This is a genomic window from Coleofasciculus sp. E2-BRE-01, assembly GCF_040221695.1.
Taxonomy (GTDB): domain Bacteria; phylum Cyanobacteriota; class Cyanobacteriia; order Cyanobacteriales; family Coleofasciculaceae; genus Coleofasciculus.
In genome coordinates this window covers 1-25,583 of record NZ_JAVKEA010000177.1, presented here as the reverse complement: position 1 = coordinate 25,583, position 25,583 = coordinate 1, and the positions used below count along the sequence as shown (strand labels likewise).

Annotated in this window: 25 protein-coding genes; 15 read left to right on the top strand and 10 right to left on the bottom strand. The window is 46.1% G+C overall.

Translation table 11 applies throughout. From position 1 onward, the window contains the following. Positions 1-66: 66 nt before the first annotated feature. From RIG66_RS21700 to RIG66_RS21685, 4 genes are all read left to right on the top strand, one after another. Complete coding sequence (locus RIG66_RS21700; RefSeq protein WP_446380806.1) at positions 67-534, top strand: regulatory protein RecX; 468 nt, start codon at positions 67-69, stop codon at positions 532-534. 517 nt (positions 535-1,051) lie between these two features. Next, entirely contained in the window at positions 1,052-1,510 is a 459-nt protein-coding gene (locus RIG66_RS21695; protein WP_446380805.1) for a GatB/YqeY domain-containing protein, read from the top strand. 92 nt (positions 1,511-1,602) lie between these two features. Next, entirely contained in the window at positions 1,603-2,229 is a 627-nt protein-coding gene (locus RIG66_RS21690; RefSeq protein ID WP_446380804.1) for an alpha/beta hydrolase, read from the top strand. A gap of 36 nt (positions 2,230-2,265) precedes the next feature. Then, a complete protein-coding gene (locus RIG66_RS21685; RefSeq protein ID WP_446380803.1) occupies positions 2,266-3,645 on the top strand; it encodes an FAD-dependent oxidoreductase in 1,380 nt (459 codons plus the stop codon). An 11-nt stretch (positions 3,646-3,656) separates the two neighbouring features. Here the strand turns inward: RIG66_RS21685 and RIG66_RS21680 are convergent, their stop codons facing one another. Together RIG66_RS21680 and RIG66_RS21675 are read right to left on the bottom strand one after the other, a co-directional pair. Next, a complete protein-coding gene (locus RIG66_RS21680) occupies positions 3,657-3,875 on the bottom strand; it encodes a hypothetical protein (protein WP_446380802.1) in 219 nt (72 codons plus the stop codon). A gap of 113 nt (positions 3,876-3,988) precedes the next feature. Next, positions 3,989-4,384: a hypothetical protein gene (locus RIG66_RS21675; protein ID WP_446380801.1), complete on the bottom strand. Its 396-nt coding sequence runs from the start codon at positions 4,382-4,384 to the stop codon at positions 3,989-3,991. Between the two features lie 116 nt (positions 4,385-4,500). On the opposite strand from RIG66_RS21675, the gene RIG66_RS21670 reads away from it, so the two are divergent. Next, positions 4,501-5,388 (top strand): alpha/beta fold hydrolase, encoded by an 888-nt coding sequence (locus RIG66_RS21670; protein WP_446380800.1) that lies wholly within the window; start codon positions 4,501-4,503, stop codon positions 5,386-5,388. A gap of 201 nt (positions 5,389-5,589) precedes the next feature. Here RIG66_RS21670 and RIG66_RS21665 read toward each other — a convergent pair whose 3' ends face one another. Then, entirely contained in the window at positions 5,590-6,978 is a 1,389-nt protein-coding gene (locus tag RIG66_RS21665) for a cation:proton antiporter (RefSeq protein WP_446380814.1), read from the bottom strand. 585 nt (positions 6,979-7,563) lie between these two features. Further along, complete coding sequence (gene bicA, locus RIG66_RS21660) at positions 7,564-9,312, bottom strand: bicarbonate transporter BicA (RefSeq protein ID WP_446380799.1); 1,749 nt, start codon at positions 9,310-9,312, stop codon at positions 7,564-7,566. Positions 9,313-9,655: 343 nt separating this feature from the next. Here bicA and folB point away from each other — a divergent pair, with 343 nt between their 5' ends. Next, positions 9,656-10,018, top strand: coding sequence for a dihydroneopterin aldolase (folB, locus tag RIG66_RS21655; RefSeq protein ID WP_044208635.1), 363 nt, complete (start codon positions 9,656-9,658; stop codon positions 10,016-10,018). A gap of 89 nt (positions 10,019-10,107) precedes the next feature. On the opposite strand, the gene RIG66_RS21650 is transcribed toward folB, so the two are convergent. The 5 genes from RIG66_RS21650 to RIG66_RS21630 form a co-directional block, all read right to left on the bottom strand. After that, positions 10,108-10,359, bottom strand: coding sequence for a hypothetical protein (locus RIG66_RS21650; RefSeq protein WP_446380798.1), 252 nt, complete (start codon positions 10,357-10,359; stop codon positions 10,108-10,110). Positions 10,360-10,621: 262 nt separating this feature from the next. Further along, positions 10,622-12,412: a signal recognition particle-docking protein FtsY gene (gene ftsY, locus RIG66_RS21645; protein WP_446380797.1), complete on the bottom strand. Its 1,791-nt coding sequence runs from the start codon at positions 12,410-12,412 to the stop codon at positions 10,622-10,624. 119 nt (positions 12,413-12,531) lie between these two features. Further along, the gene (gene nusB, locus RIG66_RS21640) at positions 12,532-13,176 is read right to left on the bottom strand and encodes a transcription antitermination factor NusB (RefSeq protein ID WP_446380796.1); all 645 of its coding nucleotides are present in this window, start codon (positions 13,174-13,176) and stop codon (positions 12,532-12,534) included. A 94-nt stretch (positions 13,177-13,270) separates the two neighbouring features. Further along, positions 13,271-14,002, bottom strand: a complete 732-nt coding sequence (locus RIG66_RS21635) for a DUF502 domain-containing protein (protein WP_446380795.1) — start codon at positions 14,000-14,002, stop codon at positions 13,271-13,273. 571 nt (positions 14,003-14,573) lie between these two features. Further along, positions 14,574-15,428 carry a glycosyltransferase family 2 protein gene (locus tag RIG66_RS21630; protein ID WP_446380794.1) on the bottom strand — a complete coding sequence of 285 codons (855 nt, stop codon included), beginning with the start codon at positions 15,426-15,428 and terminating at the stop codon, positions 14,574-14,576. 47 nt (positions 15,429-15,475) lie between these two features. Between RIG66_RS21630 and RIG66_RS21625 the strand changes: the two genes are divergently transcribed. Beyond that, entirely contained in the window at positions 15,476-15,604 is a 129-nt protein-coding gene (locus tag RIG66_RS21625) for a hypothetical protein (RefSeq protein ID WP_446380793.1), read from the top strand. A gap of 107 nt (positions 15,605-15,711) precedes the next feature. On the opposite strand, the gene hpsJ-B is transcribed toward RIG66_RS21625, so the two are convergent. After that, a complete protein-coding gene (gene hpsJ-B / locus RIG66_RS21620; RefSeq protein WP_446380792.1) occupies positions 15,712-16,455 on the bottom strand; it encodes a hormogonium polysaccharide biosynthesis protein HpsJ in 744 nt (247 codons plus the stop codon). 260 nt (positions 16,456-16,715) lie between these two features. Here hpsJ-B and pgl point away from each other — a divergent pair, with 260 nt between their 5' ends. The 8 genes from pgl to RIG66_RS21580 all read left to right on the top strand — a co-directional run bounded on the left by pgl (position 16,716) and on the right by RIG66_RS21580 (position 25,438). Continuing rightward, entirely contained in the window at positions 16,716-17,438 is a 723-nt protein-coding gene (gene pgl / locus RIG66_RS21615; RefSeq protein ID WP_446380791.1) for a 6-phosphogluconolactonase, read from the top strand. A gap of 206 nt (positions 17,439-17,644) precedes the next feature. Beyond that, positions 17,645-18,427 carry an FHA domain-containing protein gene (locus tag RIG66_RS21610; protein WP_446380790.1) on the top strand — a complete coding sequence of 261 codons (783 nt, stop codon included), beginning with the start codon at positions 17,645-17,647 and terminating at the stop codon, positions 18,425-18,427. Positions 18,428-18,659: 232 nt separating this feature from the next. After that, positions 18,660-19,082: an FHA domain-containing protein gene (locus RIG66_RS21605; protein WP_446380813.1), complete on the top strand. Its 423-nt coding sequence runs from the start codon at positions 18,660-18,662 to the stop codon at positions 19,080-19,082. A gap of 266 nt (positions 19,083-19,348) precedes the next feature. Next, entirely contained in the window at positions 19,349-19,669 is a 321-nt protein-coding gene (locus tag RIG66_RS21600; protein ID WP_006102729.1) for a hypothetical protein, read from the top strand. Between the two features lie 202 nt (positions 19,670-19,871). Continuing rightward, complete coding sequence (locus RIG66_RS21595) at positions 19,872-21,959, top strand: dynamin family protein (RefSeq protein WP_446380789.1); 2,088 nt, start codon at positions 19,872-19,874, stop codon at positions 21,957-21,959. 95 nt (positions 21,960-22,054) lie between these two features. After that, complete coding sequence (locus RIG66_RS21590) at positions 22,055-24,133, top strand: dynamin family protein (RefSeq protein ID WP_446380788.1); 2,079 nt, start codon at positions 22,055-22,057, stop codon at positions 24,131-24,133. Between the two features lie 157 nt (positions 24,134-24,290). Further along, positions 24,291-24,668 carry a Crp/Fnr family transcriptional regulator gene (locus RIG66_RS21585; RefSeq protein WP_446380787.1) on the top strand — a complete coding sequence of 126 codons (378 nt, stop codon included), beginning with the start codon at positions 24,291-24,293 and terminating at the stop codon, positions 24,666-24,668. 641 nt (positions 24,669-25,309) lie between these two features. Then, on the top strand, positions 25,310-25,438 hold the full coding sequence (locus tag RIG66_RS21580) for a hypothetical protein (RefSeq protein ID WP_446380786.1): 129 nt from the start codon (positions 25,310-25,312) through the stop codon (positions 25,436-25,438). Positions 25,439-25,583: the final 145 nt, after the last annotated feature.

Sequence of the window (25,583 nt, the reverse complement as noted above, 5' to 3'; positions counted from 1 at the left end):
CAAATGGCAAATGATGATTACTACCGTTAACTTTAATTGTGTCCACCCATTTAATCCTGACAATCAATGAATTGTATTGACTATTTCTGTAAACTTTTAGCTCGTCGAGAATATAGTGTCTTTGAACTCACGCAAAAAGCCCAAACTAAAGGCTTTGATGCCCAGGATATTACTGAATCTATTGAGAAGCTGCAACGCCTCAATTATCAATCGGATACTCGTTTTGTAGAAAGTATGATCACATCCTATCGAGGCAAATATGGCAAAATAGTCATTAAACGTAAATGCCGAGATAAGGGAATTGATTCGGAGTTCTTTGAACAAATCTGGCAGTCTCAAACCGAGGACGAGGAAGAAGGGGGACAACTGGATGGTTTAAAAGCTAAGGTTGTGCGAAAGTATAAAATTACTGATTTTCATGATATTGATCCGAAAACCAAGCGGAAGCTATGGAATTATCTTCAGTATCGTGGGTTTAATCCGGGTGACGTGTTAACCCAGTGGCAGAGGGAACAAGATGAAGATATTGATTAAAATAAACGATTCAATTAATCAATAGTAAGTAGGCGGAAAAAAGAAAACGGTACTGTATAAATTTTTGTAAATTTCCCTGACCCTCTTACTGTTCCCTGTTACACACCGAGCGCAGCCGAGGTGTTCCCTGTTCCCTAATCTCAACCGTTAACTTTAATTTTTCATACCGACTGATAAACTCGTCTCCATCATGTTCAGCGCCACAGCTAAATTTGCTTGTGTCCAAAGTAATGGGGTGGCATCACTGGGAACAGTCGCTCCATCACATTCTAGGGGTCAGCTTCGCCCTCAATAATCTTGATAAAACGCCATTGATACTTTTTAAAATAGCTGATCAGGGCATTAACCGTTTCCAGAGCAATTTTAACCTCTCCCATAACATAATGAGCGTGAGCAATATAGAGATTATCTCGTACCCAAACACTGGTATAGTCGGTGTATTCGGTGTCATTTTTTAATAAAGCAGCCGCAAATAAGTTATTCTATAATTTAATCAGTTGTTTCCTCAATCAACATAATGAGCCTCAAAGACCGCATCTCTGAAGATATCAAAGTCGCGATGAAGGCGAAAGATAAAGTTTGGCTGGAAACTGTCCGCAGTATCAAAAAGCTGATCCTAGAAAAAGAGGTCAGCTTGCGCCCTCAAGGACAAGAGACACTCACCGAAACTCAGGAACTTGAACTCTTAGCCCAACTTGCCAAACAGCGTCGGGATTCAATGGAACAGTATCGTAACGCTGGACGGGAAGACTTGGCGGAACAAGAAGCCAAAGAGTTAGCCATACTTGAAAACTATCTCCCCGCCCCACTATCGGATCAGGAAATTGAAGCGATACTGGATGAAATTATTACCCAAACTGGTGCAAGTTTGATGAAAGACATGGGGAAAGTCATGGGACCCGCCATGGATAAGTTAAAAGGGCGTGCTGAAGGTCGCAAGATTCAAGCTATGGTGAAAGCTAAACTCAGTGGATAAGTTGTCATTTGTCAGGGAACAGGGAACAGGGCTAACAACTGTAACTTAATATCTATCCAAACCTCCCCATCACCCCATCTCCCTCCATCACGATGCAAGAAACCCCAGATTACATTCTATTTGCCCAACACGGCTGGGCAGATACAGAAGCCGCGATCACAGTGATGGCGCAAACTCTGGCGACTCCCCAGACGCTGGTGATTACCCCCAATCTGGGTTGGTGGAAAACCTGGTGGCGGATTAAGCCGTTAATCAAGCAGGTGGAGGGAATTGCTACGGAAACAATTGCCCAGTATCCCCAAACCCCGATCCGGATTATTGGTTATTCCCTGGGCGGATTAATCTGGGTAGAACTTCTCAACCAACATCCTGAATGGTTGACTCAGGTGGAGTCGTTGGTTCTCGTGGCTTCACCTATCGGTGGGGTGGATTTAGCCCGAAATTTTACCTTTTTGGGAATGGGTGTGGGGATAGCCGGGGCTTTGTTGAACAATCGCCGCCAGATGGCGGAATCCATTGCTAAAGTGATTCCCACGTTAGTGATTGCGGGCGATATTGGTGGCGGAACGGACGGTGCAGTGACTCTAGAAGAAACGAAGGTTCCCGGTGCAAATTTCTTTTATCTACCCACATTATCCCATCCCACGCTAAAAAATCATCCGGCTGTAGCGGAAGTGATTCGCGACTTTTGGCAAAATCCAGTTATCATTGACAACTGATCGTTTTTTTCATCGCCCAATCTAATTTAGACACTCGTGGAAATCACAGCCAACGTCCAAGAAACCCCTGTTAAAACCCCACAAAAGGTAATTGTTATCGGTGGTAGTATAGCCGGACTGTTAACCGCACGGGTGCTAGCCGATCATTTTGATCAGGTGACGATTATTGAACGCGATCGCGTTCCCGAACAACCTGAATCTCGTGCAGGAGTTCCCCAATCCCATCAGCTTCATGTCCTGTTAACTCAGGGATATCGCATCTTGAATCAGTTATTTCCTGGATTGGAAGAAGAACTGGCTGGCTTGGATGTCTCTACTCTCAACTGGACGGCAGATTTTCAGTGGTTATTACCGGGTGGTTGGTCTCCCCGTTTTCCGTCTCACCTAAAAACTCAGGCGTGTAGCCGGAATTTGCTCGAATTCTTGATCCGTAAACGTTTGGCGGCTTACAGGAATCTGGACTTTAAAGAAGCGACTACAGTGACAGGTTTATTACTCAATCCTAACCGTACCACTGTTGAAGGTGTGAAACTGCGAAATTCTAACGGTACAGACACTCAATTATCTGCCCAGTTTGTCGTAGATGCTAGTGGACGAAATTCTCAAACGCCCCAGTGGTTAAAAAATGTAGGCTATGAAGCCCCCCAGGAAACTATCGTCAATGCCTTTCTAGGGTATGCGAGTCGCTGGTATCAATCCTTGGGCAATGAACCGTTAGATTATCATGTATTGTATTTAATGCCTCAGGCTCCCCATCAGTCAAGGGGCGGTGTACTCTATCGAGTGGAGGGCGATCGCTGGATAGTTTGTCTCATTGGTGTAGGTAGAGACTATCCTCCCACTGATGAAGCGGGGTTTCTGGACTTTGCTCAAAGTCTCAGCGATCCATCCGTTTATGAGGCAATTAAAAACGCTCAGCCGATTTCTCCTATCTATGGCTACCGACGCACAGAAAACCGCCTGCGTCACTATGAACGATTATCCCACTTTCCCAACAACTTTGTGGTGGTCGGTGATGCCGTTTGCACCTTCAATCCTGTTTATGGTCAAGGGATGACTGTTGCAAGTTTAGCTGCCTTAGTTTTAGACCAATGTTTTAAGCAATACACTCAACATCGCTCGAATCCCGATCTAAAAGATCTGGGAAAGCATTTTCAAAAAAAGCTCGCTCTAGTCAACCAAACACCTTGGTTAATGGCAACGGCTGACGATTTGCGGTGGTCTACCACAGCAGGAGATAAACCGAATATAATAACTCGATTTCTACAGCAGTATATCGATAAGGTGATTCTCGTTGCCAGTGAAAGAGCTGAAGTTTACCAAAGTTTCATTGAGGTAATTCATCTGATCAAACCTACCACAATATTTTTTAAACCTAGTATTTTATGGCAAGTTATCAGACAGGCGTTCAGCTGATAGAATGAACGTTAATCAAGATTCAAGGTTTTAATGGGCTGGCTTAAAATGGCTAAAATTTTAGCAATATTTATATCGTCGGCATCCTCGATGACCAACTCCTCGTTATCGATCGCGACAGTTTGATCCGCAAGTTGGAGAAAGCGCCAGACACGACCCGTGGTTACAGCACCATAGATGCTTTCAATCATTCGGTCTCTGGCTTGATTAAACCGCTGTGCGGCTACCATCTCGGCAATACACTGTCCTAAACCGACATTAAGCTGTTCGGCATTTAAACCTTAATATCAATAATGGGGAAATCTTTGTAGTGCGAGCATCTTGCTCGCTACTAATACCCAATTTAAATGCATGACAGCTTAGTACTCTCATTTTTGGCTTCGACAATTGTCACCACTGGAGACTCGATTTCTAATGTAAACGGTGAGGCACTCAAAATATAATCACAAAAGCCATTGAGTCCTTGGGTGGCATCAACATTAAAATCTCGACCAGAAAATAAGCTAACTTGACCCTTAAATATCTCTCTTATTTCTATCAACAACGGTGCAATAATTAACTCTGAACGAGCTTTTTCAGTATCGTTATCAAAAGCGACTTTTAAGTTACGCTTCAGGGTCATTTTAAGGTATTCGCTTGGTTCGACTTGTTCGCTTTGAGAAAACAGATTAATCAGATTAATAGTAAGATCGAACGTAGCTTTAACTTGATTGATGGTTTTAAAATCGCTATAAGCCATGACTCAACATTCCCTCTGCTGCTTGGCGCTTCCAGACCATCAAGAGTTGTGGTAAGCGCTGTTTTAATTCGTCAACTTCATTTTATTCCTGATTCCTTCTTGACAGATTGAAGCCCATGAACCAAACCCCAGACTTTATTATATTTGCCCAACATGGCTGGGCGGATACCCATCACGCGATCGCAGCCCTAGCGAAAAACTTAGCCACTCCCCAGTCTCACTTGGTTACACCTAATCTGGGTTGGTTGAAAACCTGGTGGCGTATTGAACCATTAATTCAACACGTAGAAAGAGTCGCCACTGAAACCATTACCCAATATCCTGATACCCCAATCCGAATTATCGGTCATTCCATGGGCGGTTTAATTTGGCTAGAAATTCTCAATCAACATCCCGAATGGTGGTATCAGATAGAATCATTTGTACTGGTTGCATCCCCCATTGGCGGGGCAGATTTAGCCCGACTAATAGACCCCTTTAGTGTTGGTATCGGTATGGCTGGTGCGCTAGGTATCAATCGCCGCCAGATTGCACAATCCATCGCCAAAAAGATTCCTACATTAGTCATTGCTGGCGATAGAGATAGGGGTAGCGACGGCACAATTATTGTTGAATCAACCAAGTTTTCCGGTGCCAAGTTTGTAAGTATCCCCAATTTAGCCCATGCCCAACTCAAAAATCATCCTACTGTCATTGGAATTATCCGGGAATTTTGGGCAAATCCGACAATAACTAACCCTTACCCCCTAGATTTTACCGCTCAGTTAATTGAACGCTTGCAGTCAATACCTGGAATGACCGATGCTCATCCGCGAGACTTTCCCCGTAGTCAACCCTACATCACTTTAGCTAACGGATTCACGATTCGCATCTGGACAAGTCCGTTACACGTTGACCATATTTTTGTTGCTAATCCCGAAGGGGAATGTCTTTACAGCGGATTCGTTGGCTGGAGGCATCGTGGGGCGTTACATCAAGTGTTAGCTGAAATTGGGAATCAGTAAACCCGTTTTCTATAGCCGGAGTGGACTGACACAGCTAAAATTGTGGAATAGATTTGACCATTGAATCGGGCGCAAGTCTTTGCGCCCCTACAGTTTCCGGGCGTAATTCTAATTCATCAAATAAGGTGTGCCACAACAGTAGGGTGCGTTAGCAAAGCGTAACGCACCATTGTTTATCTACTGCCGTGCCCCTACAGTTCTCTATCCAAACAAATCTGCTTGTTCCAGAGCTTCTTTAGACTCTTCAACTTCCGCAGGTTCCGGGGAACCTTTAAACGCTACTCGCAAGAAAGGTGGCGCTAAGAATGTCGTCAGAATCACCATAATGATAATCGCCGCTTCTAAAGGCTTACTCAAAACCCCGCTGGCTGAACCAATTCCCGCAAACACCAATCCCACTTCACCACGAGGAATCATACCAACCCCAATCGCCAAGCGGTTAATTTGAGGTTGACCAATAAATGTCCAACCTGTAACCAATTTCCCGATAATCGCCACCCCAATTAAGAAAACAGCAATCACTAATCCTTCCCTATTTGCCGGAACCGCAGGATTGAGAACGCCTAAATCCGCTTTCGCACCCACAGCCACAAAGAAAATGGGGACTAAAATATCGGCAATGGGAACAACTTGCTTATCCAGTTCTTTGCGCTTATCCGTTTCATCCAGAACCAATCCGGCTGCAAATGCCCCTAAAATCGCTTCTAATTGGATTACATTCGCTAAGAACGCCATTAAAAACGCAAAGGTAAACGCCGGAATAACCAATTGTCCTCGCGTTTGTAACTTATCCGCAATCGCCACAAAGGATCGGTTGAAAAACTTACCCAGGAAAATAGAACCGAGAAGGAAAACAGTCGCACTAATAATCAGATAGATAACGTTGAAAACATCAACCTCACCTGTTTTAGCCAGACTAGCAACCACGGCTAAGACGATGATACCCAAAACATCATCAATAACCGCCGCCCCGACAATAATTTGACCTTCTTTTGATTTGAGACGCCCTAATTCCGAGAGAACTTTAGACGTAATCCCAATACTGGTGGCGGTTAACGCTGCACCTGCAAAAATTGCCGGAATCGCGGCAACATTAAAGAAAAACATTAACCCGGCTGTACCCGCTGCAAAGGGGGCGACGACACCCACCACCGCCACAATTGCCGCTTGATAACCGACTTCTTTGAGATCCCGTAGATCCGATTCTAAGCCAATCTCAAATAAGAGGATGATTACCCCGATTTCAGCTAAAACCGAGACGACTTCACTCTGGGTTTCAAAGACATTGACAACAGCCTCTGGGCTTAAATCACCAATCCATTGCAGCAGCTTCATTAGTAGCGAATCAGCCGCAACTGCACCACTTTCGGGGAAAACAAGCAAATGCAATGCTGAAGCACCCACAACAACACCGCCGACTAATTCACCTAAAACTGGCGGTAAATCAACTGCCTTGGATAACTCTCCCCCCAGTTTACTGGCAATATAAATGATAACTAAACTGAGCAACACACCAGCGAGTACAATTGACCCATTTTCTGGTGCTGTTGCTAATATGGGAATGGGTTGTATCAGGTCGGAAAAAATCATGGTCTGCATCTATTGTTTATTTTCAAGTCTGTGAGATTGATTGATGAGTTACCTTTGAGGTTGAGTGACACTCAAATATATTTAGCCCCTCCATAGAGTGCGCTGAGATAAAAGGAATACCTATCGCACAACCCTAACGTGATCAATTTATTGTCAGATCATCTGGCTCGGTTTTTTGGCACAGACCTATCCTTATCGGTCTAGACAAAGGTTTGCATCTGGTTAATTGGCAAAAACAAACCTTATTTTACTAAGTTTAAGTTGTACTATAATTATAAGTCTTTGTGGCAAATTTAAGAAAATTTACAGATTTAATATTTTTAATAATTATCCCAATCCTTTCTTATCATCCAGATTGGATACTATAGCATTACGGGCATAGGTTAGGACATTACCCTGTTGCCTATTGCCTATTCCCTATTGCCTTTTCACCTAATTTTATTGTCCTAACCTCAATGCGTAGTGCTATAGATTTCCGATTTCTTGAAGGAATCGGAGATCTGACAAACCCTAAACGAAAAAAAAATACCCCGGAGACAGGAGGGTTAGATATCAATCATAGATAACAAGCCTGATTAGAACCTGCTAGTTGCTGATGGCAACATCATCGGATTGAGTGGGATAGGCAGTAGACAATGTACCATTTGCTGGGAGTTCATATCCCTTGACCACAGCAACGGCTTGCCGCAAGGCTTCTGTCCGATCAACATGCAAATGATTCGCCGGTAAGAGTGAGAGAACCCCAAGTTTTTGCAGGCGTCGCTTAATCTGACCCGTAGCACCAACAATGAAGACTTGACGACCTTTATCAATGGCTTCTTGGATGGAATTTTCAATCGCCAACGAAGAGGTAACACCCAAGTGTGGAACATCACTTAAGTCTACAATCAGGACATCATGATCTGCCATCGCATTTTGCTGACGGGATATTGCCTTGGATACCCCAAAGATCATCGGTCCACTTAGGTGGAACAATAGGATGCGACCATCAGTTTGATCAATCAGTTCTTTCTCTTCATCAGTCATCTGGATAGCATCATCGGCATCCGTAATCGTCTTAACATCATTGGCTTGAAGTTTGGAGAGACGTTCAATGGTCAAGAGATTAGCAACGAATACACCAACGCCAACAGCGACAATCAAGTCCACAAATACAGTCAGGATGATCACGCCATACATAATCATGGCGCCCTTAATTGAAACCTGATGCGCTCGCTTCAGGAAACCCCAGTCAATAATATCTATACCAACCTTGAGGGCAATTCCTGCCAGAACTGCCATCGGAATCCAAGCTGTTAGACTGGCAGCTCCTAAAATGACGACCAGCAAGATAAAGGCACGAGTTAAACCAGATAGAGCCGTTCTTGCACCAGTTTGGATATTAACCACGGTTCCCATGGTTGCACCCGCACCTGCAATACCGCCACATAAACCAGATGCCAAGTTCCCTAAACCTTGACCAATTAATTCTTTGTTCGAGTCATGCTGAGTGCGAGTTAAGCTATCGGCAACAACGGAGGTGAGTAGAGCATCAATACAACCGAGCATCCCCAAAACCAAGGCATTGATGAGCATGGTTTGGAATTCTGCCGCACTAAAAGTTGGAACCTGTAAAGTCGGTAAAGCTTGAGGGATCTCACCAATGCGACGGATCATTTCCATCTGAGGGAACAGTACCAACGCCACTACTGTTCCGATCACCATCGCTATTAACTGGGGCGGTGGGAAAAACTTCTTAATATTAGACGGCGCAGATTGCAATAAGAATGGTTGTATTACTAGAATTGCAACCGTTAAAACCGCCAGAGCCGTTTCACCGGGATTGATATTCTCAATCAGGTCAGGGATGTTTTGAATGGTACCCAAGATGCCACCCTTAGAACTCTCCTGTCCTAGAAATGGTGCAAGTTGCAGGATGACCAGGATAAATCCAATCCCAGACATAAATCCAGATACTACGGTATAGGGCATCAGGGTAACGTATCGACCCAACCGCAATGTACCCAGAATAATCTGGAATACCCCTGCCATCATGACTACGGTAAATGCCATAGCCATACCCTTTTCTGTACCCGCCGTCGCCGTCAGGTTAGCGATAACAGCAGTCATGACCACGGTCATTGGACCTGTGGGTTCAGAAATGAGAGTGGGTGTACCACCAAACAGGGCAGCAAAGAAGCCAACTAAAACAGCACCCCAAAGACCAGCTACAGCGCCAGCACCAGAGGCAACACCGAAAGCCAGTGCCATGGGGAGGGCGATAATCGCAGCGGTGATCCCCCCAAATATGTCACCTTGCAGGTTTCTAAAATGTATACGATTAGCGATTTGCATTAAGCTCGGAGGAGTGAGAGAACGACAGGGTACTCAGAAAGCGTCAAGTCTTTGGAACACTATCTCATAATTTCCGCGAAGAGTTAAGCTTTGTAACGCTTCCTAATATTTCTTCAATTAGATTAACTGACGATGCTCCATTCTTTGCATTTGGATTTTCAATAGAAAGCATAGAGAGAATGCTTATATGGGATGAGGGGATGGCGCATTGGTGTCAACCTGAAGGGGTGACAAGCTCGCGTCAAAGGTAGGCAGGGTGTGGGGTATGGGGTGTGGGGTGTGGGGTGTGGGGAAGCGGGATGGGGAAATAGATTGGGTATTAGTTGTTTAGTTGGTATTGTCAATGGATTGCATACAGGTCAATAAAATTCGGTCTTACGGCTATACGGGTTATCTGCCAGAAGAGCGGGTACTTGGACAATGGTTTGAAGTGGATCTGACGTTATGGCTAGATTTAGCTCCCGCTGGTGAGAGTGACGACATTAAAGACACTCTGGATTACCGCCAAGCCATTGACACGGTTAAGCAACTGATCGCCAACTCTAAGGTTTCCTTAGTGGAAAAATTAGCTAGCGCGATCGCAGATGCTCTGTTAAAGCTCGATAGAGTCGAGCGAGTACAAGTGCGGCTGAGTAAACCTGCTGCTCCTATCCCTGACTTTGGCGGCACAATTACGATTGATATCACTAGACCGGGTGTGGGGTGACCGGGTGCGGGGTGTCAGGTGTCGGGTGAGTAGCGGAAAATCCTTCGAGGTTGAGAAATCAGGACGCCTCACCCCGCCTCCTTTCAACGTTACGCGATCGCTAAATCCGTCTCAGTCGGCTTCCCTGGATGAACGCCTTGCTCCACCTGCATCCATTCCTGAAACACGTCTTCAATAAATATTCGTTTCTTCTTCCCACTCTCATTCACTACCTGTACTTCAACGTTGAGAGTGGGTAAATACACACCATCTACGATTTGATGCCCATAAGCTACAACTTTACCCACGTTCCCAGTTGAACGATGATGGGCATAGTCGCCAATGTTTAGCATGATATTCATAGTTCCCACAAGCATTCGCTAAATGGACAATGCATACCATAGCAACGGGTTCAAGTTATTGCAATACTTCTTAATCTGATCCGGTTATTGTTACATCACTACATATTTTTCTCATTTTTCTGTCATTTGTCATTTGTCATTTGTCATTTGTCCTTTGTCATTTGTCATTTGTCATTTGTCATTTGTCCTTTGTCCTTTGTCCTTTGTCATTTGTCCTTTGTCATTTGTCATTTGTCCTTTGTCCTTTGTCCTTTGGGGTACATCATCCACTCAATAACGCTTCCACAAACTCATAACTTGAGAACGGACGTAAATCTTCAATCCCTTCCCCAGCACCGATAAACCGAATCGGCAATCCCAATTGCTGCACGATCGCCAAAGCCACACCGCCTTTAGCCGTACCATCCAACTTAGTCAACACCACACCACTCAATTTTGCCGCTTCCGAGAACACCTCAGCTTGACGCAAACCATTTTGACCGAGGGTAGCATCCAATACCAGCAACGATTCTACCTTCGCCTCAGGTGCTTTTTTGTCAATAATCCGGCGAATTTTCGCCAATTCTTCCATCAGATTTTTCTTATTTTGCAAACGCCCTGCGGTGTCTACCAAAAGCAATTCCGTATTTCGGGATTTAGCCGCTGTGATTGAATCAAATACCACAGCGGCTGGATCAGTATTCTTGCCCGGATTAGCAATCACCTCTGTGCTACTGCGTTCTCCCCAAATCTTCACCTGTTCCACCGCCGCCGCCCGGAAGGTATCGGCAGCACCAATCAAACACTTGTAATCCGATTTATTGGCTAAGTGAGCCAGTTTGCCAATCGTGGTGGTTTTTCCCGCACCATTCACCCCCGTCATCAACCAGATATTCAGGGTGTCTTTTTCCGGGAAAAAAGTGGAACCGTAAGACTCGCGACAGGGTTTATCCAGTAAATCCCGGAGAATTTGTTTCAAATACGCGATCGCCTGTTCAGGAGGCAATACTTCCTGGCGCATTCTAGCTTGCAGGGTTTCAATAATGTAATCCGTTGCCTCGATACCCACATCCGCTTGCAACAGCAACGCCTCAATTTCCATCACGGCGTCTTGGTTCAACGGACCCTGACCGACAATAGACTTGAGTTGATTGACTAAGCCACGACGAGTTTTGCCCAATCCAGAACGAAGCTGTTTGAGCCAGCTAATTTCCTCAGCGGAGACATCCTCAGGGGTACGCCCTTGATCGGCTAAGACTTTGGCTGACCACAAAAATTCTTCATCCAAGGCGACATCCGCCTCGGCTTCGGGTTGGGTTGTGGGTGGCGCGACAGATTCTGGTTCTGGCGTCTCAATTGCCGTTGCTTCAAGCCGTTTAAGTCGTTCTTCCCGTTCGGATTTCCTTGCCCAAATTGGCACAGTTGCTGATTCTTCAGCCGCCCCAGGTTCAGGTTCCTCTGTGTCAGTTTCCACGTCGGCTATAGTATCTGAAGCCGTTGGAGTCTCCGTTTCTTCAGGTTCTACTGGTTCGGTGTCGGTTTCCGCCTCAGTTACCCCAGGAGATTCTGGGGAGGGGGCGGTACTACTCGCTTCAACCCTAATGTCTTCTGCCTCTGCTTCCCCAGCTTCCTCTGCTTCCTCTGCTTCCTCTGCTTCCCCAGCTTCCTCTGCTTCCTCTGCTTCCTCCGCTTCCTCTGCTTCCTCTGCTTCCTCCGCTTCCCCAGCTTCCTCCGCTTCCTCTGCTTCCACCGTTTCCGGGGCAGTTTCTGTGGCTTCTGTACTCTCTGTTAGTTCAGCCTGGGCAGATTCAGCCGTGTCAGGTTGTACCTCCGGCGCTTCAGTTTCAGCTTCTGAGGGCGCTGACTCCTGCTTTTGCAGGTTTGTATAAGCCGCTTTTGCCCAACTCAGATAATCGTCAGCAACTGTTGATGATTGCTCCTGAGTAGCAGACTCACTCTCCGATTTCGGCGATTCAACCGGGGGAGTGGCTGACTGCTGTTCTTGCTTCTCTTCTTTCTCCTCGGAAGAGGCTGCACTTTTACCAACTTGGCGGCGGAACCAATTAAATACCATTGCACCTAATTAGAGATAGTTGTGAGTTGTCAGTTTTGAGCTTGCTTTCAAGGGAAGCGAGTATGACAAAGGACAAAGGACGAATGACGATCCTCGTTCACCTGGGCTAACCGACTTACTTATATTAATTTTTCTAGAGCTGGAGACTCTGACTCATTTATGCAGGTAGTGACGCGCCGCAACACGCCATTCACAAATCGATGCCCTTCTTGATCGCTGTAGCGTTTAGCCAGTTCTATGGCTTCGTTAATAGCCACCCGATCAGGAATCCCTAAAAATGCCATTTCTGCCACCGCTATTCGCAAAATATCGCGGTCAATGCGGGGTAAGCGATTGATTTGCCAATCTTTAAGTGATTTAACCAGTATTTCGTCAATTTCGACTTGCCTACGACGAATCGCCTGGAGAATTTCTATCGCATAAGCCCGCACGTCGGCTTGATTCGCAAGCTGAATCATTTCCGGGATTTCTACCGCGACACCGATACGGTTAATCGCCTTCTGAGTCAGTTCAATGGCTTCAGCAACCATCGTTTTGGAACTTCGCACGTCGATCGCACGGGTTTCACTACCGAGGAGGCGATCGCTCCCGCGTTTGAGTTCGGCTGAGGCTGTTTCTAAGGCTTCGTTAATTTCATCGGTTAGAGTCCTCACGGCGACTAATACCATCTGGCTCAGTTGTTTTTCATCAAGCTGTTCCGGTTCACGAGACATCTGAGAGAGACCTAAAAGTGCCAGTTCACGAGCAATTCTGCGGGGTTGCATGGTTTTGTCCTTTGTCCTTTGTCCTTTGTTTTACTAGCTCCCGAAAAGAAGCTAGCTATGTACATCAATAACCCTCTTCCCCAATCCCTAATTACTAGGAACTTTCTTCCGTGGGTAACATCTGCTGTTGCAGCATATCGGATAGAGGTTGCTCTCGCTTCGTCTTGCCGTATGGCATCTGGAGGGGTACACCCATGGATTCACTCGGTCCAACAATTCCACCAGAGATTAATACCTTAAAGGCATCTTCGATGGACATGGAAAGATTAATCACTTCCGTTTCCGGCACAATAGCATACCATCCGGTGGTCGGATTCGGAGTGGTGGGGATAAAAATATTCAACATGGTGTCGTTGAGTTTGCCTTGAATTTCACCCGTTGCTGTCCCCGTGACGAAGGCGATCGCCCACATTCCCTGACGCGGATACTCTACCAAAATCACCCGCCGAAATTTACTGCTGGAATCCTTAAGCAAGGTTTCCAATAACTGTTTGAGTGTTTTATAGACTGATCCAGCCAGGGGAATTGCCTGCAACACTCGTTCTCCTAAATCCAGCAACCACCGCCCGACAATATTACGTGCCATTAAGCCAATCAGTAGAATGCACAGGAGGGGCACCGTTAGCCCGACCAGTAAATTCAAGAGATTGACCAAAATGGGGTGGAGGTTATTATAGGGGTTGAGTTGCTTAGGGATACGGGTGAGAAAATTGATCACCCAATTGGCGATGGTAATCGTCAGCCAGATTGTGGTAGCGAGGGGAATCACTACCAGGAGACCGGCGATTAGGTCGTTTTTTAAGTCCTGCTTGAAGCGTTGGATCACAGAGTACTGACTCTCCTTACAATGGCTCTTAAATGTCTGTCATTGCTCCCCCAATACTGGTATAAGCTGTTGAAACCTTGACCTGATCACGGCAATCACCGCCAGCTTTCCCAGCCGTTGATGGGGATGAACTCTTGCTCAACCCCCTTTTGCTGCTCCAATGAAGCAGTACTTCTGGTCGAGGGTTCTATCTCTAGTTGTAAAGCTTGTTAAGAATTGTTGCAAGTATTGATATCTCTATTTAAGCTTGTCCAAGGGGGTTTCCGGAGGGATTTTTCACGTCGCCTCTGTTTCCTGGCTGACTCTAGGGTAACGGAGGATGCCGAATCACTCGGATTTCTGATGAAATATTCCATTTTTTTACAACTCTTGCAAACGGATTCTTGTTTTAGATGACAAGGCTATAGAATGTCTCGGATCAAAGCCCATCCAACATTCCTCGGGCATTGCTAGGGATTTAACTATCTTAAAAAACTTGTATCACACCTTACAGTTTATCAGAGAAAGACTCAAGAGCTGATGTGAGGTGGAGCAATACAGAATAGGCTAATACCTCTTTAGCTGTTGGTCTTTAGAAAGAGAGTTGGGAATCGGTTGCCTCAATGGTGGGCAGTTGTTGCTCCTTAAGTTCCCAAACCTTGAGGGTAATTAGATATTCATAAAATGCCTGTAAGGTACACCAAGTAAAGCCAGCGCGTCCATCCAAGAAGCCTCCGAGGAAAATGTACATATAGAGAAAACGGAGTAATGGACGAAAGGGCAAGCGTAACGACAGATCTTTAAGGGCATGACGCCGTTCTACTTCCGATCGCCCCAGCAGCAACGCTCCCCAGTTGACGGTGCCTTGTTCTAGCTGGCGTAAGGTTTCCCGGGCTTCATCGGTGGAGTAGCGGTTGTGTTTTTCAATCCAGCGGCTAAACCCTTTACTACAGGTATAGTGCGGGTAGGTTTCTTTCAAGAACCCTATAGATCCATTACAGACTTCCCGTTCAGTATGACCATAATCAGTAAACCAGACTTGACCTTTTTGCAGTAAACGGAGTTGGTAACGGGGATACTGAGTACAGTGACGAATCCATTGATTCATGAACATCACCCGTTCGGCGACATAATATCCCACGTACTGGTTGTCCTTTATCGCCTCTAGGCATTCAGCAAATAGGGCTGGGGTCATCCGTTCATCGGCTTCTAGGATGTAAGCCCATTCATACTTAGTCGGGAGGTTTTCCAGCATCCAAGTACGCTGACGCCCATGACTTTCAAAGGGATGAGATACAACTCGCACAGGATAACGTTGGGCAAATTCTACCGTGCGATCGCTACTACACGAATCCACCACAATGATGTCATCCGAGAGCCGCGCTGAGTTGATGCACGCTTCAATATCTCGTTCTTCGTTGTAGGTGAGGATATAAATCGAGAACATGTCAAAGGTTATAAAAAAATGAGTCTAGCTAAAGCGGTTTGCTGAAATTGAGAACCCCAATCCGCCTCAATGCCAATCGTAACCGATGGCACATAAAAGCAGAACTGGGGATTACCTACAGCAGTTGGCAACTGGCTCGAATAGAGGTTATTTGTTATCTCGGAATGGGTGATTAGGACGCTTGTGTGTATTTTCTATTGAATCGTGAATCTCTATCAACTGACAATTTAGAGACTGTTATCAAACCTTTTTGCCTGTTGCTCGCATAGCAATGACTTGCCGATTAACTGCTCAAGTTCCGCAATCCCATCCAGCCAATGATGCTGTAGCCAATGGCTAACAGTAGGCTGCTTAAACCGATGCGGATACCTCTTTTTAATGCCTCAGTTCGGGCGCGTTGCTCAAGTTCTTGTCTACGACTGCGGATTTGAGTCTGAGCTTGCTCAGTTCTTTGCGCGATCGCGTCGGGATCGTCTCCAAGAGCTATCAATTGTTCTCGGAGTGCCTGGAGTCGCTGGAGTTGCTCTCCTTGAGCTTGACCGCTTTCAATGGCTTGGTCTAGTCGTTCTAGCTGTTGTGGATCTTGAAGCAGAGTATCAATTTGCTGAACTTGCGTTTCCAGTTGGGTTTCAGCTTGCTGGGCTTGCTGAGTAATCTGTTCTATCGCTTGATTGCTTTGGATGCGGACATTGTTAAAGTGCAAGGGGACAAGCAACAGGAAGAGTAAACCCAATAGGCTGGAGAGTAAAAATGCCCAGAATCTCAAGTCAGTGATTGACGATTTTCGCTCCGGTAACGAGCCACCACTGTTATTGCTGATCCAAGAGCCTGTTACCAAAAAGGCAATTCCCACCATCGGGATAACCCCCCGGTCAACAAGCTGGGTGGTTAAATTAAGCTGCCATTCATTCTGAAGGGGGCTAACACCAGGAGAGGGAATAATCAGGATCAGATAATCCAACAGGGACGATAGGATCATGATCAGTCCGACTATCTTAAGTGCTAAACCCGCGAACGAAGAATACATAGTACTACTTTTCATCTTACTTAGCCTCAGATTACTGTGAGGGGTCACTTTCTACTTTACTGGGCAAGCTGGTTGCCATGGAATTTTTTACCCTAGCAGAGAGTGTAACCGATACAGTATGGGAAAATTAGGGTTCATGTAGAGGGACTTGCCCATATTAACTCATGGATATTTCAACTATCGCCCCACGGTGTACTGAAATTATCCACTGAAATGGTCGGCTAGACCAAGTAACCTTTTTAGTCAGTAGGTAAAGATTGATGAAAAAAATTGTCGAAGTTTTGCCCGATAAGGCAGCGCTGATTGAGCGATCGCGTGATGTTGTCCTCACGAAGATACAGGAGGCAATCCAACGCTCCGGGCGCTGTACCCTGGCTTTAGCGGGGGGCGGTACACCCAAGCCCCTCTATGAAGCCCTAGCTAGCCAGAATCTACCCTGGGATAAACTGCATATCTTTTGGGGTGATGAACGCTATGTTCCAGCCGATCACCCGGATAGCAATCAAGCGATGGCGCGTCAGGCTTGGTTGGATCACGTTGATATCCCAGCCGCGAATATTCACCCCATTCCCACAGACGGAGAGTCTCCGGAAGCAGACGCCTCTAAACACGACGCTCAACTAGGGGAGTTCTTTGGTGTAGCCGCCGACGAGTTTCCTAAATTTGATGTGATCTTATTAGGCATTGGTGACGACGCGCATACGGCATCTTTATTTCCTCATACCCAAGCGCTACAGGTTTGCGATCGCCGGGTGACGGTGGGCAATAAAGAGGGTCAACCTCGGATCACTTTTACTGTACCCTTGATTAACCAAGCCCATTGCGTGATGTTTCTCGTGGCGGGGGCGGGCAAGCAACCAGCGCTGGCTCAAATCTTCGCGGCTGAGGCTGACCCCTTGACCTATCCGGCGCGGTTCATTCAGCCTCAAGGGGAATTGTGGTGGCTTTTAGATCAGCAAGCCGGTCAAGCTGTAAAAGGCTAATGCTCCTTTCCACGACAGAGAACCCGTGAGCCTGATGTAACAAGTTATTAAGGTAGAACGGTTAACTGTGTTTTGATGAAGGAGGAAGGCTCATGCTGACTCGAAGGATTTCGGCGGTTTTGTCCTCAGTAGAAACGTTGCATGCAACGTCTCTACGTGAAACCGCTTTTGTTGGTAATTTTGAATGCGTGAATCTTGAATAGCTTATGATTGTTTGCCCTAACTGCAATCACCAAAATCCAGACGGTGCGACTCAATGCGAAGCCTGCTATACTCCCTTACCTGCAACCATGAATTGTCCCAACTGTGGTACAACAGTTCAAACAGACGCTAGCTTCTGCGGTCAATGTGGTTTTAACCTGAAAGCCGGTGGCTCAACGGGAAGCCCAGATACACCAGCTCCAGTGTCGGTTCCCGATGTACCCGATTTAGACCCCCCTGACCCTCTAATTGAACCCGAACCTCTTTCAATGAGTTCCCAACCACCCATACCTGACCCGCAACCCGATCCCCCTCCTGAGCTACCCGTTACCCAGGTTGGTCAATCCGGAACGAAAACAGAAGAAGAAGAAAAGCCAGCCCCACCGGAGCCGGAAACAGAACCCCCCCCGCCCCCTGTGGCGACACCAAAGCCAGGTAGTGCCAAAACGCAGTTGCAGGTGCAGTCCGTTTATCTGCTGCATCTACAAACCCAGACAAAAATGGAACTCCCCTCCCATCTCAGTGTGATTCATATCGGTAAACCTAACGATCAGATTCCCCCTGATATTGATGTGTCAGGTTTTCCTAATTCTGGGATTGTTTCACGAGTTCATGCAGATATTCGCGTCGAGGGAGATACCTACTATCTTGAAGATATGGGCAGCGCCAATGGAACATACATCAACCATACGCCGTTACCGAAAGGTGATCGCCATCGCTTACGCAAAGGCGATCGCATTAGCCTAGGCAAAGGGGACATGGTAACGTTTTTGTTCCAAGTGTCCTGAGTCGCTTGCCTATGTACTGAAGCGGAGGGGGGTTAATCATAAAAGCCTGATTTACAGGTAAATTCTATAATATTTCTGGAAAAATCTTTTACCGTGTTGACTCCTGACCATTGACAAATAGTTAGGGTTGATCGATGGTATCCCTCAAGGACAAACTGTTCTAGACTCATGGGACACTCTAGAAGTATTCAGTCAGTCGAAAGGACCCACGTTTTTGAATGATGTAACACCGGTGATTACTCTGACCCTGCTGCATCCTCTCCAGTCTGTACCTGTTCAAAGTTGGCCATTTAAATCGGAATCGGTGATTCGGATTGGGCGGTCTACGGATAATGATGTCATTTTATACAGCGCCGTTGTTTCACGTCACCATGTTGAACTTCGGCGGAATGGTTCAGGTTGGCGAATTATCAGCTTAGGTGCTAACGGAACCTATATCGATGGAAAACGCATTACCCAGACGTCGGTTGTGGATGGGATGATTATCCGTCTAGCTAGTTCGGGACCGAAAATTCAGATTCATCTGCATGACGACATCCGTCCTGTAGAATCGTCAACTCATGCCAAAAAGCGCACGTCTTCTGGTAAGGGTATGCTCGATCAATCTAAAGAAACCCTGGTTGATGCTGAACATCAGCCAACCCAACAAGAATAGTGCTGGAGGGTGGGGAAGCTGGGGAAGCTGGTGTAGGGAGTTTGCCCTAAAGTTTTTTTAACCGGATCTAGCAGATGCTGAGGCTCTAAGGTTAAAGTAAGAGAAAATTTATCTAATTTTGGGGGGAGAGGGGGAGCAATAAGACCCACGCCATAATTTTTAATTGGGCGTTGGGATACACTGGACTCCCCCAACATCTAAATTGCTAAAAAGTTTTAACCTTTTCATAACCTATTGTGATCGATCTGAGATTAGGATGAACTGATATGACTTCTCCCAATAATGAAGACCGGGAGCTTCAGCGCCGGGAACACGACCTGATCCAACGAGAGCGAGAACTCCGACTACGCGAACTGGAAGCGGAAATTAATCAACCTCCTCTCTACCAAACCGTTAAGCATGAGCAACCGGAAGGAAAGCTGCAACGGTGGGGGAGAAAGCTAGTGATGTTTGGTAAGTTCTTAGCCTTTGTCGTGGCGGCGGTTCTGGTTGTACGGGTGAGTGCTGCGATCGCGACGATTATGATTATCGGCGTTATTGGCTTTATTGGCTATAAGATTTTCCTCGAAGGCGATAAGAAGTCTTAGGAAACAGGGAACAGGGAACACCTCGACTTCGCTCGGTGTGTCACAGGGAACAGGGAACAGGGAACAGGGAATTTAACTCTTGCATTTGATCGGGGCGGGTTTAGTAAAGTTAGAGGTTTTCTCCTGAACGTTATCGGTCAAACCAGCCCCTACACACTCAAACCTTCCTTCATCTCACCCAAAGCGTGAATCAGAAAAAACTATGAGCTATACCGCAGATAATACCAGCTTCCTCAGGGATTTGGAGCGAGTGGTGAGAGTGCGCCATCAAGCGGCGACGCATCTGAGTCAAATTGCCAAACGGCTAAATCAAGCAGAATTGGACGCTGAAGAAACCTCTGGGAAATTGAGTCTAGAACGGGAAAGCGAAGATATCCAGATTGCCAGCGACAATTTGCAGAAGGGTTTATTTCGGCTGCTGGTATTGGGAGACTTGAAACGAGGTAAGAGTACGTTCCTCAATGCCTTGATTGGTGAGAACTTATTGCCAGCCGATGTGAATCCTTGTACAGCGCTGCTGACAGTTTTGCGCTACGGAACGCAAAAAAAAGTCACGGTTTATTTTAAAGACGATAAACCGCCAGAATCCCTCGATTTTGCCAGTTTTAAGCAAAACTATACCATCGATCCCACGGAAGCCAAACGCCTGGAAGCGGAGAAAAGTTCGGCATTTCCCGACGTTGACTATGCCGTTGTCGAATATCCCTTACCTCTCTTAGAAAAAGGGATTGAAATTGTTGATAGTCCAGGGCTGAACGATACCGAAGCCCGGAATGAATTATCACTCAACTATATCCACAACTGCCACGCTATCTTGTTTGTATTCAGGGCGATGCAGCCTTGTACCCTAGAAGAACGCCGCTATTTAGAAAATTACATTAAAGGGCGCGGATTAACGGTTTTCTTTCTAATTAACGCTTGGGATGAAATCGGCAAAGGATTGATTGATCCGGATGATCCCGATGAACTTGAAGAAGCACAAAATCGGTTACGCACCGTATTCCAAACCTATCTAACTGATTACTGTCAAAAAGATGGACAGAATCGCTATGAGGAACGAGTGTTTGAGCTTTCCTCCCTGGAAGCACTGCGGCGGCGGGTGAAAGATGCAGAGGATTCCCTAGAAGGAACAGGATTCCCAGCATTTTTAGGGGCGCTGAATACCTTTTTGACCCAAGAACGCGCCGTGGCACAATTACGCCAAGCGAGAACGCTGGCGCGTCAAGTTTATAGCCGCACTCACGAAGCGATTGAACGGCGAATTCCCTTACTCGACCAAGATATTCAGGAATTAAAACAACGGATTCAGGGGGTTGAACCGGAGTTTGAGCAATTGACCCAAATCCGCGATCAATTCCAGGATGAAATTCGGACGATGCGGGATACAAAAGTTAAAGCGGTGGCGGATTCGTGTCGTACTTATGTGCTGAACTTAGAAAAGACATTTGAATCTGATTTCTTACGCTATCAGCCGACAATTGACTTTCTGGAGTTCTTGCAAGCGGAGAGACGAGAGGCGTTTAATGCGACATTAAAGCAAGCGTTTGAGCAGTATATTCAGGATAAATTAGCCGAGTGGGAACGCACGGCGGAGGAGTATTTACAAGAGGGGTTTTCCCAACTTGCTCAAAGTGCCGCTAATTATGGCGCAACCTATAATCAAATTGTTGATTCCATGACTGAGAAGCTAATTGGACAAACGATACCGCCGGGAGTTCGGGTTGATGCAGGGGAAGAGTCACCCACTTGGGCAAAATGGGCGATGGGGTTTTTCTCCTTAGCGTCGGGAAATGTGGCGGGTGTGGCTTTAGCCGCTGCTGGGTTTACTTGGCAAAATATCCTGGTGAATTGGTTAGCGGTAATTGGGATTAGCAGCTTTTTATTAATTTTTACAGGGCTGACGTTTTGGAATCCCATTGGATTAGCGTTGATGGGTTTGGGTGTGGGCGCACTGCAAGCCGAACAAGCCCGCCAAGAGGTGATTAAAGCGACGAAAAAAGAGTTTGTGAAATATTTACCGCAACTCAGCCAGGAACAGCAAGAACCGATTCGTCAAGCGGTGAAAGATTGTTTTGATAGTTATGAGCGGGAAGTAATTCAACGCCTTAATGATGATATTAAATCCCGTCAAGCCGAGTTAGATAACTTGCTGGATCAAAAAGAATCTCGTGAGATTAATCGGCAAACTGAGTTAAAACGGTTGAGAGGTTTAGATGCTGATATTTTAGCTGAATGTCGGCAGGTTGAATCTGTGTATGAGGAGTTATTGTTAGTACCGGGTGAAATTTAAGCGCATGGTAGGGTGGGAATTGCCCACCTATTTGTAGAGACGTTGCATGCAACGTCTCTACAGAATAAAACGAATGCTTACGGAATAAATAAACAATGAGTTACAAAATAGAAACAGACAGTTTTCTGAATAATTTAGAGCGAGTTGCCAGAGTGCGATCGCAAGTCGCCACCAGTCTGGGTGAAATCGCCCAAACCCTGGAACAGGGGGAAGCTACAGGAAAGGATACCTCTGGCGGTTTGGGGTTGGAACGGGATATTGATGATTTAAGCCGAGCCAGTAAAAATTTACAACAAGGTGTATTCAGATTACTGGTTTTGGGGGATATGAAACGGGGCAAAAGTACGTTTCTGAATGCCTTAATTGGCGAGAACTTATTACCCTCCGATGTGAATCCCTGTACCGCCTTATTAACCGTGTTGCGGTATGGGACAGAAAAAAAAGTTACCGTTCATTTTAATGATGGGACACCCCCGGAAGATATTGACTTTAAAAGTTTTAAGCGCCGCTACACGATTGACCCCGCCGAAGCCAAGCAACTGGAACAACAAAAGAAACAGGCATTCCCTAATGTTGATTATGCTGTCGTAGAGTATCCCTTACCGTTATTACAAAAAGGTATCGAAATCGTCGATAGCCCTGGACTTAATGATACTGAAGCCCGGAACGAGTTATCCCTGGGATATATCAATAATTGCCATGCGATTTTATTTGTACTGCGGGCAACCCAACCTTGTACCTTGGCTGAACGCCGTTATTTAGAAAATTACATTAAGGATCGAGGATTATCGGTTTTCTTTTTAATTAATGCTTGGGATCAGATTCGCGAAAGTTTGATTGATCCAGATGATACCGAAGAACTCGAAGAATCGGAAGATAAAGTGCGGCGTGTATTTCGAGCTAACTTAGCCGATTACTGTCAAGTCGATGGGCATGATATTTATGATGAACGAGTGTTTGAGATTTCCGCGATTAAAGCGCTGCGGTTACGAGTCAAGCAGCCAACGGCGTCTCTAGAAGGAACCGGATTTCCAGAGTTTTTGGGCGCATTAAGTACATTTTTAACCAGCGAACGCGCCGTGGCGGAATTCCGCCAAGCCAGAACCTTGGCGCGTCAAGGGTATAGTCATGTGCGGGAGGCGATTGAACGGCGAATTCCCTTGCTGGAACAGGATGTTCAGGAGTTAAAAGAACGGATTAATTCCGTAGAACCCGAATTCAATAAACTGAATGAAATCTGTCAGCAGTTCCAAGCTGAAATTAAATCGGTACGGGATAGTAATGCAAAGGCGGTGGCTGATTCATTCCGCACATATACTTTAAATTTGGGGAATACCTTTGAAGCTGATTTCATGCAGTATCAGCCGGATTTTCAATTCATGGATTTTTTGAGTCGAGGGAGGCGCGAAGCCTTTGAAGCTGGACTACAACAGGCATTTGAGCGGTATATAAATGATAAATTATCTGCCTGGAGTTTAATCGCCGAAAAAGAGATGGATAGCGCGTTTTTGCAGTTATCGAAAAGTGCCGCCAGTTATGGCGCATCCTATACCAAGGTTACGGAGAAAATTACCGAAAAATTAACCGGACAACGCATCTCTCCGGTGATTGGGACAACCCCAGCAGATAATGCTCCCGCTTGGGCAAAATGGGCAGCGGGACTCTTTTCCTTAGCAAGAGGAAATATTGCCGGGGTAGCCATGGCGGGGGCGGGGTTTGATTGGAAAAATATCGCCCTTAATTTTATTACGGTGATGGGTGTTGGAGCGATGATTACAGCCGTATCAGGTGTGGTTTTAGGACCCGTGGGATTGGCGTTATTGGGGTTAGGCGTTGGGGTTGTGCAAGCGGATCAAGCGCGGAAGGAGTTGGTGAAAGCGGCGAAGAAAGAGTTAGTTAAATACTTGCCTCAAGTCGCACGAGAACAATGGCAACCGATTCACGATGCGGTGAAAGAATGCTTTGATGTGTATGAGCGAGAAGTGACGGAACGGATGAATGATGATATTAATGCTCGCAAGTCAGAGTTGGATAATTTAATCGCTCAAAAAGAGTCCCATGAGATTAATAATGGGACGGAATTAGAGCGGTTGAAGACATTAGAGACAGATGTGTCATCGGAAGTGGAACGAATTGAGGCGGCGTATCAAACTTTGTTAGTAGAAGCGAGATAAACCTGCGTCAGGGCGGGTTGAGTCACATCTGGGTACAACCGAAACGATAATAGTGAAACCCGCCCCTACAAACCATGTCTTCTGCCTTTGGCTAGATCTTGTTTTTTGTCCGCTTGCGGTATATTCTCAAAACATCAAATGATCTGGCATACAGACCATGTTAGAACCCGCAAACACAGTCAGCATCTTACAACAACAGGCTGAACCTAAGACATTTTCTGCCGATCAGGTTATTTTCCAAGAAGGTGATCCAGCGAACTATATGTATGGCATATTGGATGGAGAAGTCAACATCTGTGTCAATGGTAATATTGTGGAAACCATCGGCAAGGGTGAGGTGTTTGGTACCGGAACATTGATTGGAGTAGACGACAGAACCTATAGCGCGATCGCGAAAACAGATTGTACCTTGGCATTTCTGGATCAGCAGCGATTCCTGTTTGCGGTTCAGGAAACACCAATGTTTGCCTTGAATGTGATGAAAAGTTATTCCGAACGCCTCGATCGCTTAACTCATGGTATTATGTCGGCTTGAATACTGCATCTGTGTCGCAACAATTTCAATCACCCTGGCAAAACGTGCGATCGCATTTTTCCAAAAATAAAATTTCAATCCTCTTAAGTCGCTCAGTTTGAGATAATAGGGCACGATAGTATCACGTCCCTACATCAGGGATAATTGATGGGGTAGGGGCACGGCATTGCCGTGCCCTAATCTAGCGGTTTGGTCTTTGGCTTAAGGTTTCAATCCCGTTGCCGGGATTCATTAGTAGGAAACCCTAACCTCCACTGAGCGATATAGCACTACGCACACACGTTAGGACATTTATTGAAGGCAGCATCCACTCTATATTGTGAGTATCCTAAAGTAAGGAGAGAATCTTGGAATCTTGGATATGGATAGTTGAGGTCACGCGATCGCAAACCCCCACCGGCGGCAGGGTGATTCGACCCAACCACAAGTAAGAAGGGGGTTCTGGAATCTTGGATATGGATAGTTGAGGTCACGCGATCGCAAACCCCCCACCGGTGGCAGGGTGATTCGACCCAACCACAAGTAAGAAGGGGGTCTAAGTTCGTGGATAAGCTGTTGATCATTTCAACCCTAATGAATGTCTTGAATTGTTCTCATCCTTGTGGTGTCACTATCTTGAGCACCGCCCATTCCCAATTTAAATGAATGTGAACATTAGTCGGAACACCTTAGACCTTTGGCTCAAGCGAGAACAAGAAACGGGTGACTACACAGCAGTCGTTCACTTCCAACAAGGCAGTGGTCAGAAAATCACGGACTGGAAAAGGTAAGATGCTGAAGGGGTGACAAGCAGCTCAAAAGCTTGGCTTACATTGCATTTCCCCCCTCAAGCCTCGAAAAGATGAGAGCTTATTGACAGGTTTATTGCGAATGAATACGTGAATGAGAATGATAATCACCTGGGTGATGATCCAA

What these genes read in the sequence shown, in the direction of transcription:
- RIG66_RS21690 (WP_446380804.1), top strand. Translation starts at nt 1,603, where the DNA reads ATGCAAGAAACCCCAGATTACATTCTATTTGCCCAACACGGCTGGGCA.
- RIG66_RS21650 (WP_446380798.1), bottom strand. Translation starts at nt 10,359, where the DNA reads ATGAATATCATGCTAAACATTGGCGACTATGCCCATCATCGTTCAACT.
- pgl (WP_446380791.1), top strand. Translation starts at nt 16,716, where the DNA reads ATGAAAAAAATTGTCGAAGTTTTGCCCGATAAGGCAGCGCTGATTGAG.
- RIG66_RS21675 (WP_446380801.1), bottom strand. Translation starts at nt 4,384, where the DNA reads ATGGCTTATAGCGATTTTAAAACCATCAATCAAGTTAAAGCTACGTTC.
- hpsJ-B (WP_446380792.1), bottom strand. Translation starts at nt 16,455, where the DNA reads ATGTATTCTTCGTTCGCGGGTTTAGCACTTAAGATAGTCGGACTGATC.
- RIG66_RS21700 (WP_446380806.1), top strand. Translation starts at nt 67, where the DNA reads ATGAATTGTATTGACTATTTCTGTAAACTTTTAGCTCGTCGAGAATAT.
- RIG66_RS21595 (WP_446380789.1), top strand. Translation starts at nt 19,872, where the DNA reads ATGAGCTATACCGCAGATAATACCAGCTTCCTCAGGGATTTGGAGCGA.
- ftsY (WP_446380797.1), bottom strand. Translation starts at nt 12,412, where the DNA reads ATGGTATTTAATTGGTTCCGCCGCCAAGTTGGTAAAAGTGCAGCCTCT.
- nusB (WP_446380796.1), bottom strand. Translation starts at nt 13,176, where the DNA reads ATGCAACCCCGCAGAATTGCTCGTGAACTGGCACTTTTAGGTCTCTCT.
- RIG66_RS21695 (WP_446380805.1), top strand. Translation starts at nt 1,052, where the DNA reads ATGAGCCTCAAAGACCGCATCTCTGAAGATATCAAAGTCGCGATGAAG.
- RIG66_RS21630 (WP_446380794.1), bottom strand. Translation starts at nt 15,428, where the DNA reads ATGTTCTCGATTTATATCCTCACCTACAACGAAGAACGAGATATTGAA.
- RIG66_RS21680 (WP_446380802.1), bottom strand. Translation starts at nt 3,875, where the DNA reads ATGGTAGCCGCACAGCGGTTTAATCAAGCCAGAGACCGAATGATTGAA.
- RIG66_RS21590 (WP_446380788.1), top strand. Translation starts at nt 22,055, where the DNA reads ATGAGTTACAAAATAGAAACAGACAGTTTTCTGAATAATTTAGAGCGA.
- RIG66_RS21600 (WP_006102729.1), top strand. Translation starts at nt 19,349, where the DNA reads ATGACTTCTCCCAATAATGAAGACCGGGAGCTTCAGCGCCGGGAACAC.
- folB (WP_044208635.1), top strand. Translation starts at nt 9,656, where the DNA reads ATGGATTGCATACAGGTCAATAAAATTCGGTCTTACGGCTATACGGGT.
- RIG66_RS21585 (WP_446380787.1), top strand. Translation starts at nt 24,291, where the DNA reads ATGTTAGAACCCGCAAACACAGTCAGCATCTTACAACAACAGGCTGAA.
- RIG66_RS21670 (WP_446380800.1), top strand. Translation starts at nt 4,501, where the DNA reads ATGAACCAAACCCCAGACTTTATTATATTTGCCCAACATGGCTGGGCG.
- bicA (WP_446380799.1), bottom strand. Translation starts at nt 9,312, where the DNA reads ATGCAAATCGCTAATCGTATACATTTTAGAAACCTGCAAGGTGACATA.
- RIG66_RS21610 (WP_446380790.1), top strand. Translation starts at nt 17,645, where the DNA reads ATGATTGTTTGCCCTAACTGCAATCACCAAAATCCAGACGGTGCGACT.
- RIG66_RS21580 (WP_446380786.1), top strand. Translation starts at nt 25,310, where the DNA reads ATGAATGTGAACATTAGTCGGAACACCTTAGACCTTTGGCTCAAGCGA.
- RIG66_RS21665 (WP_446380814.1), bottom strand. Translation starts at nt 6,978, where the DNA reads ATGATTTTTTCCGACCTGATACAACCCATTCCCATATTAGCAACAGCA.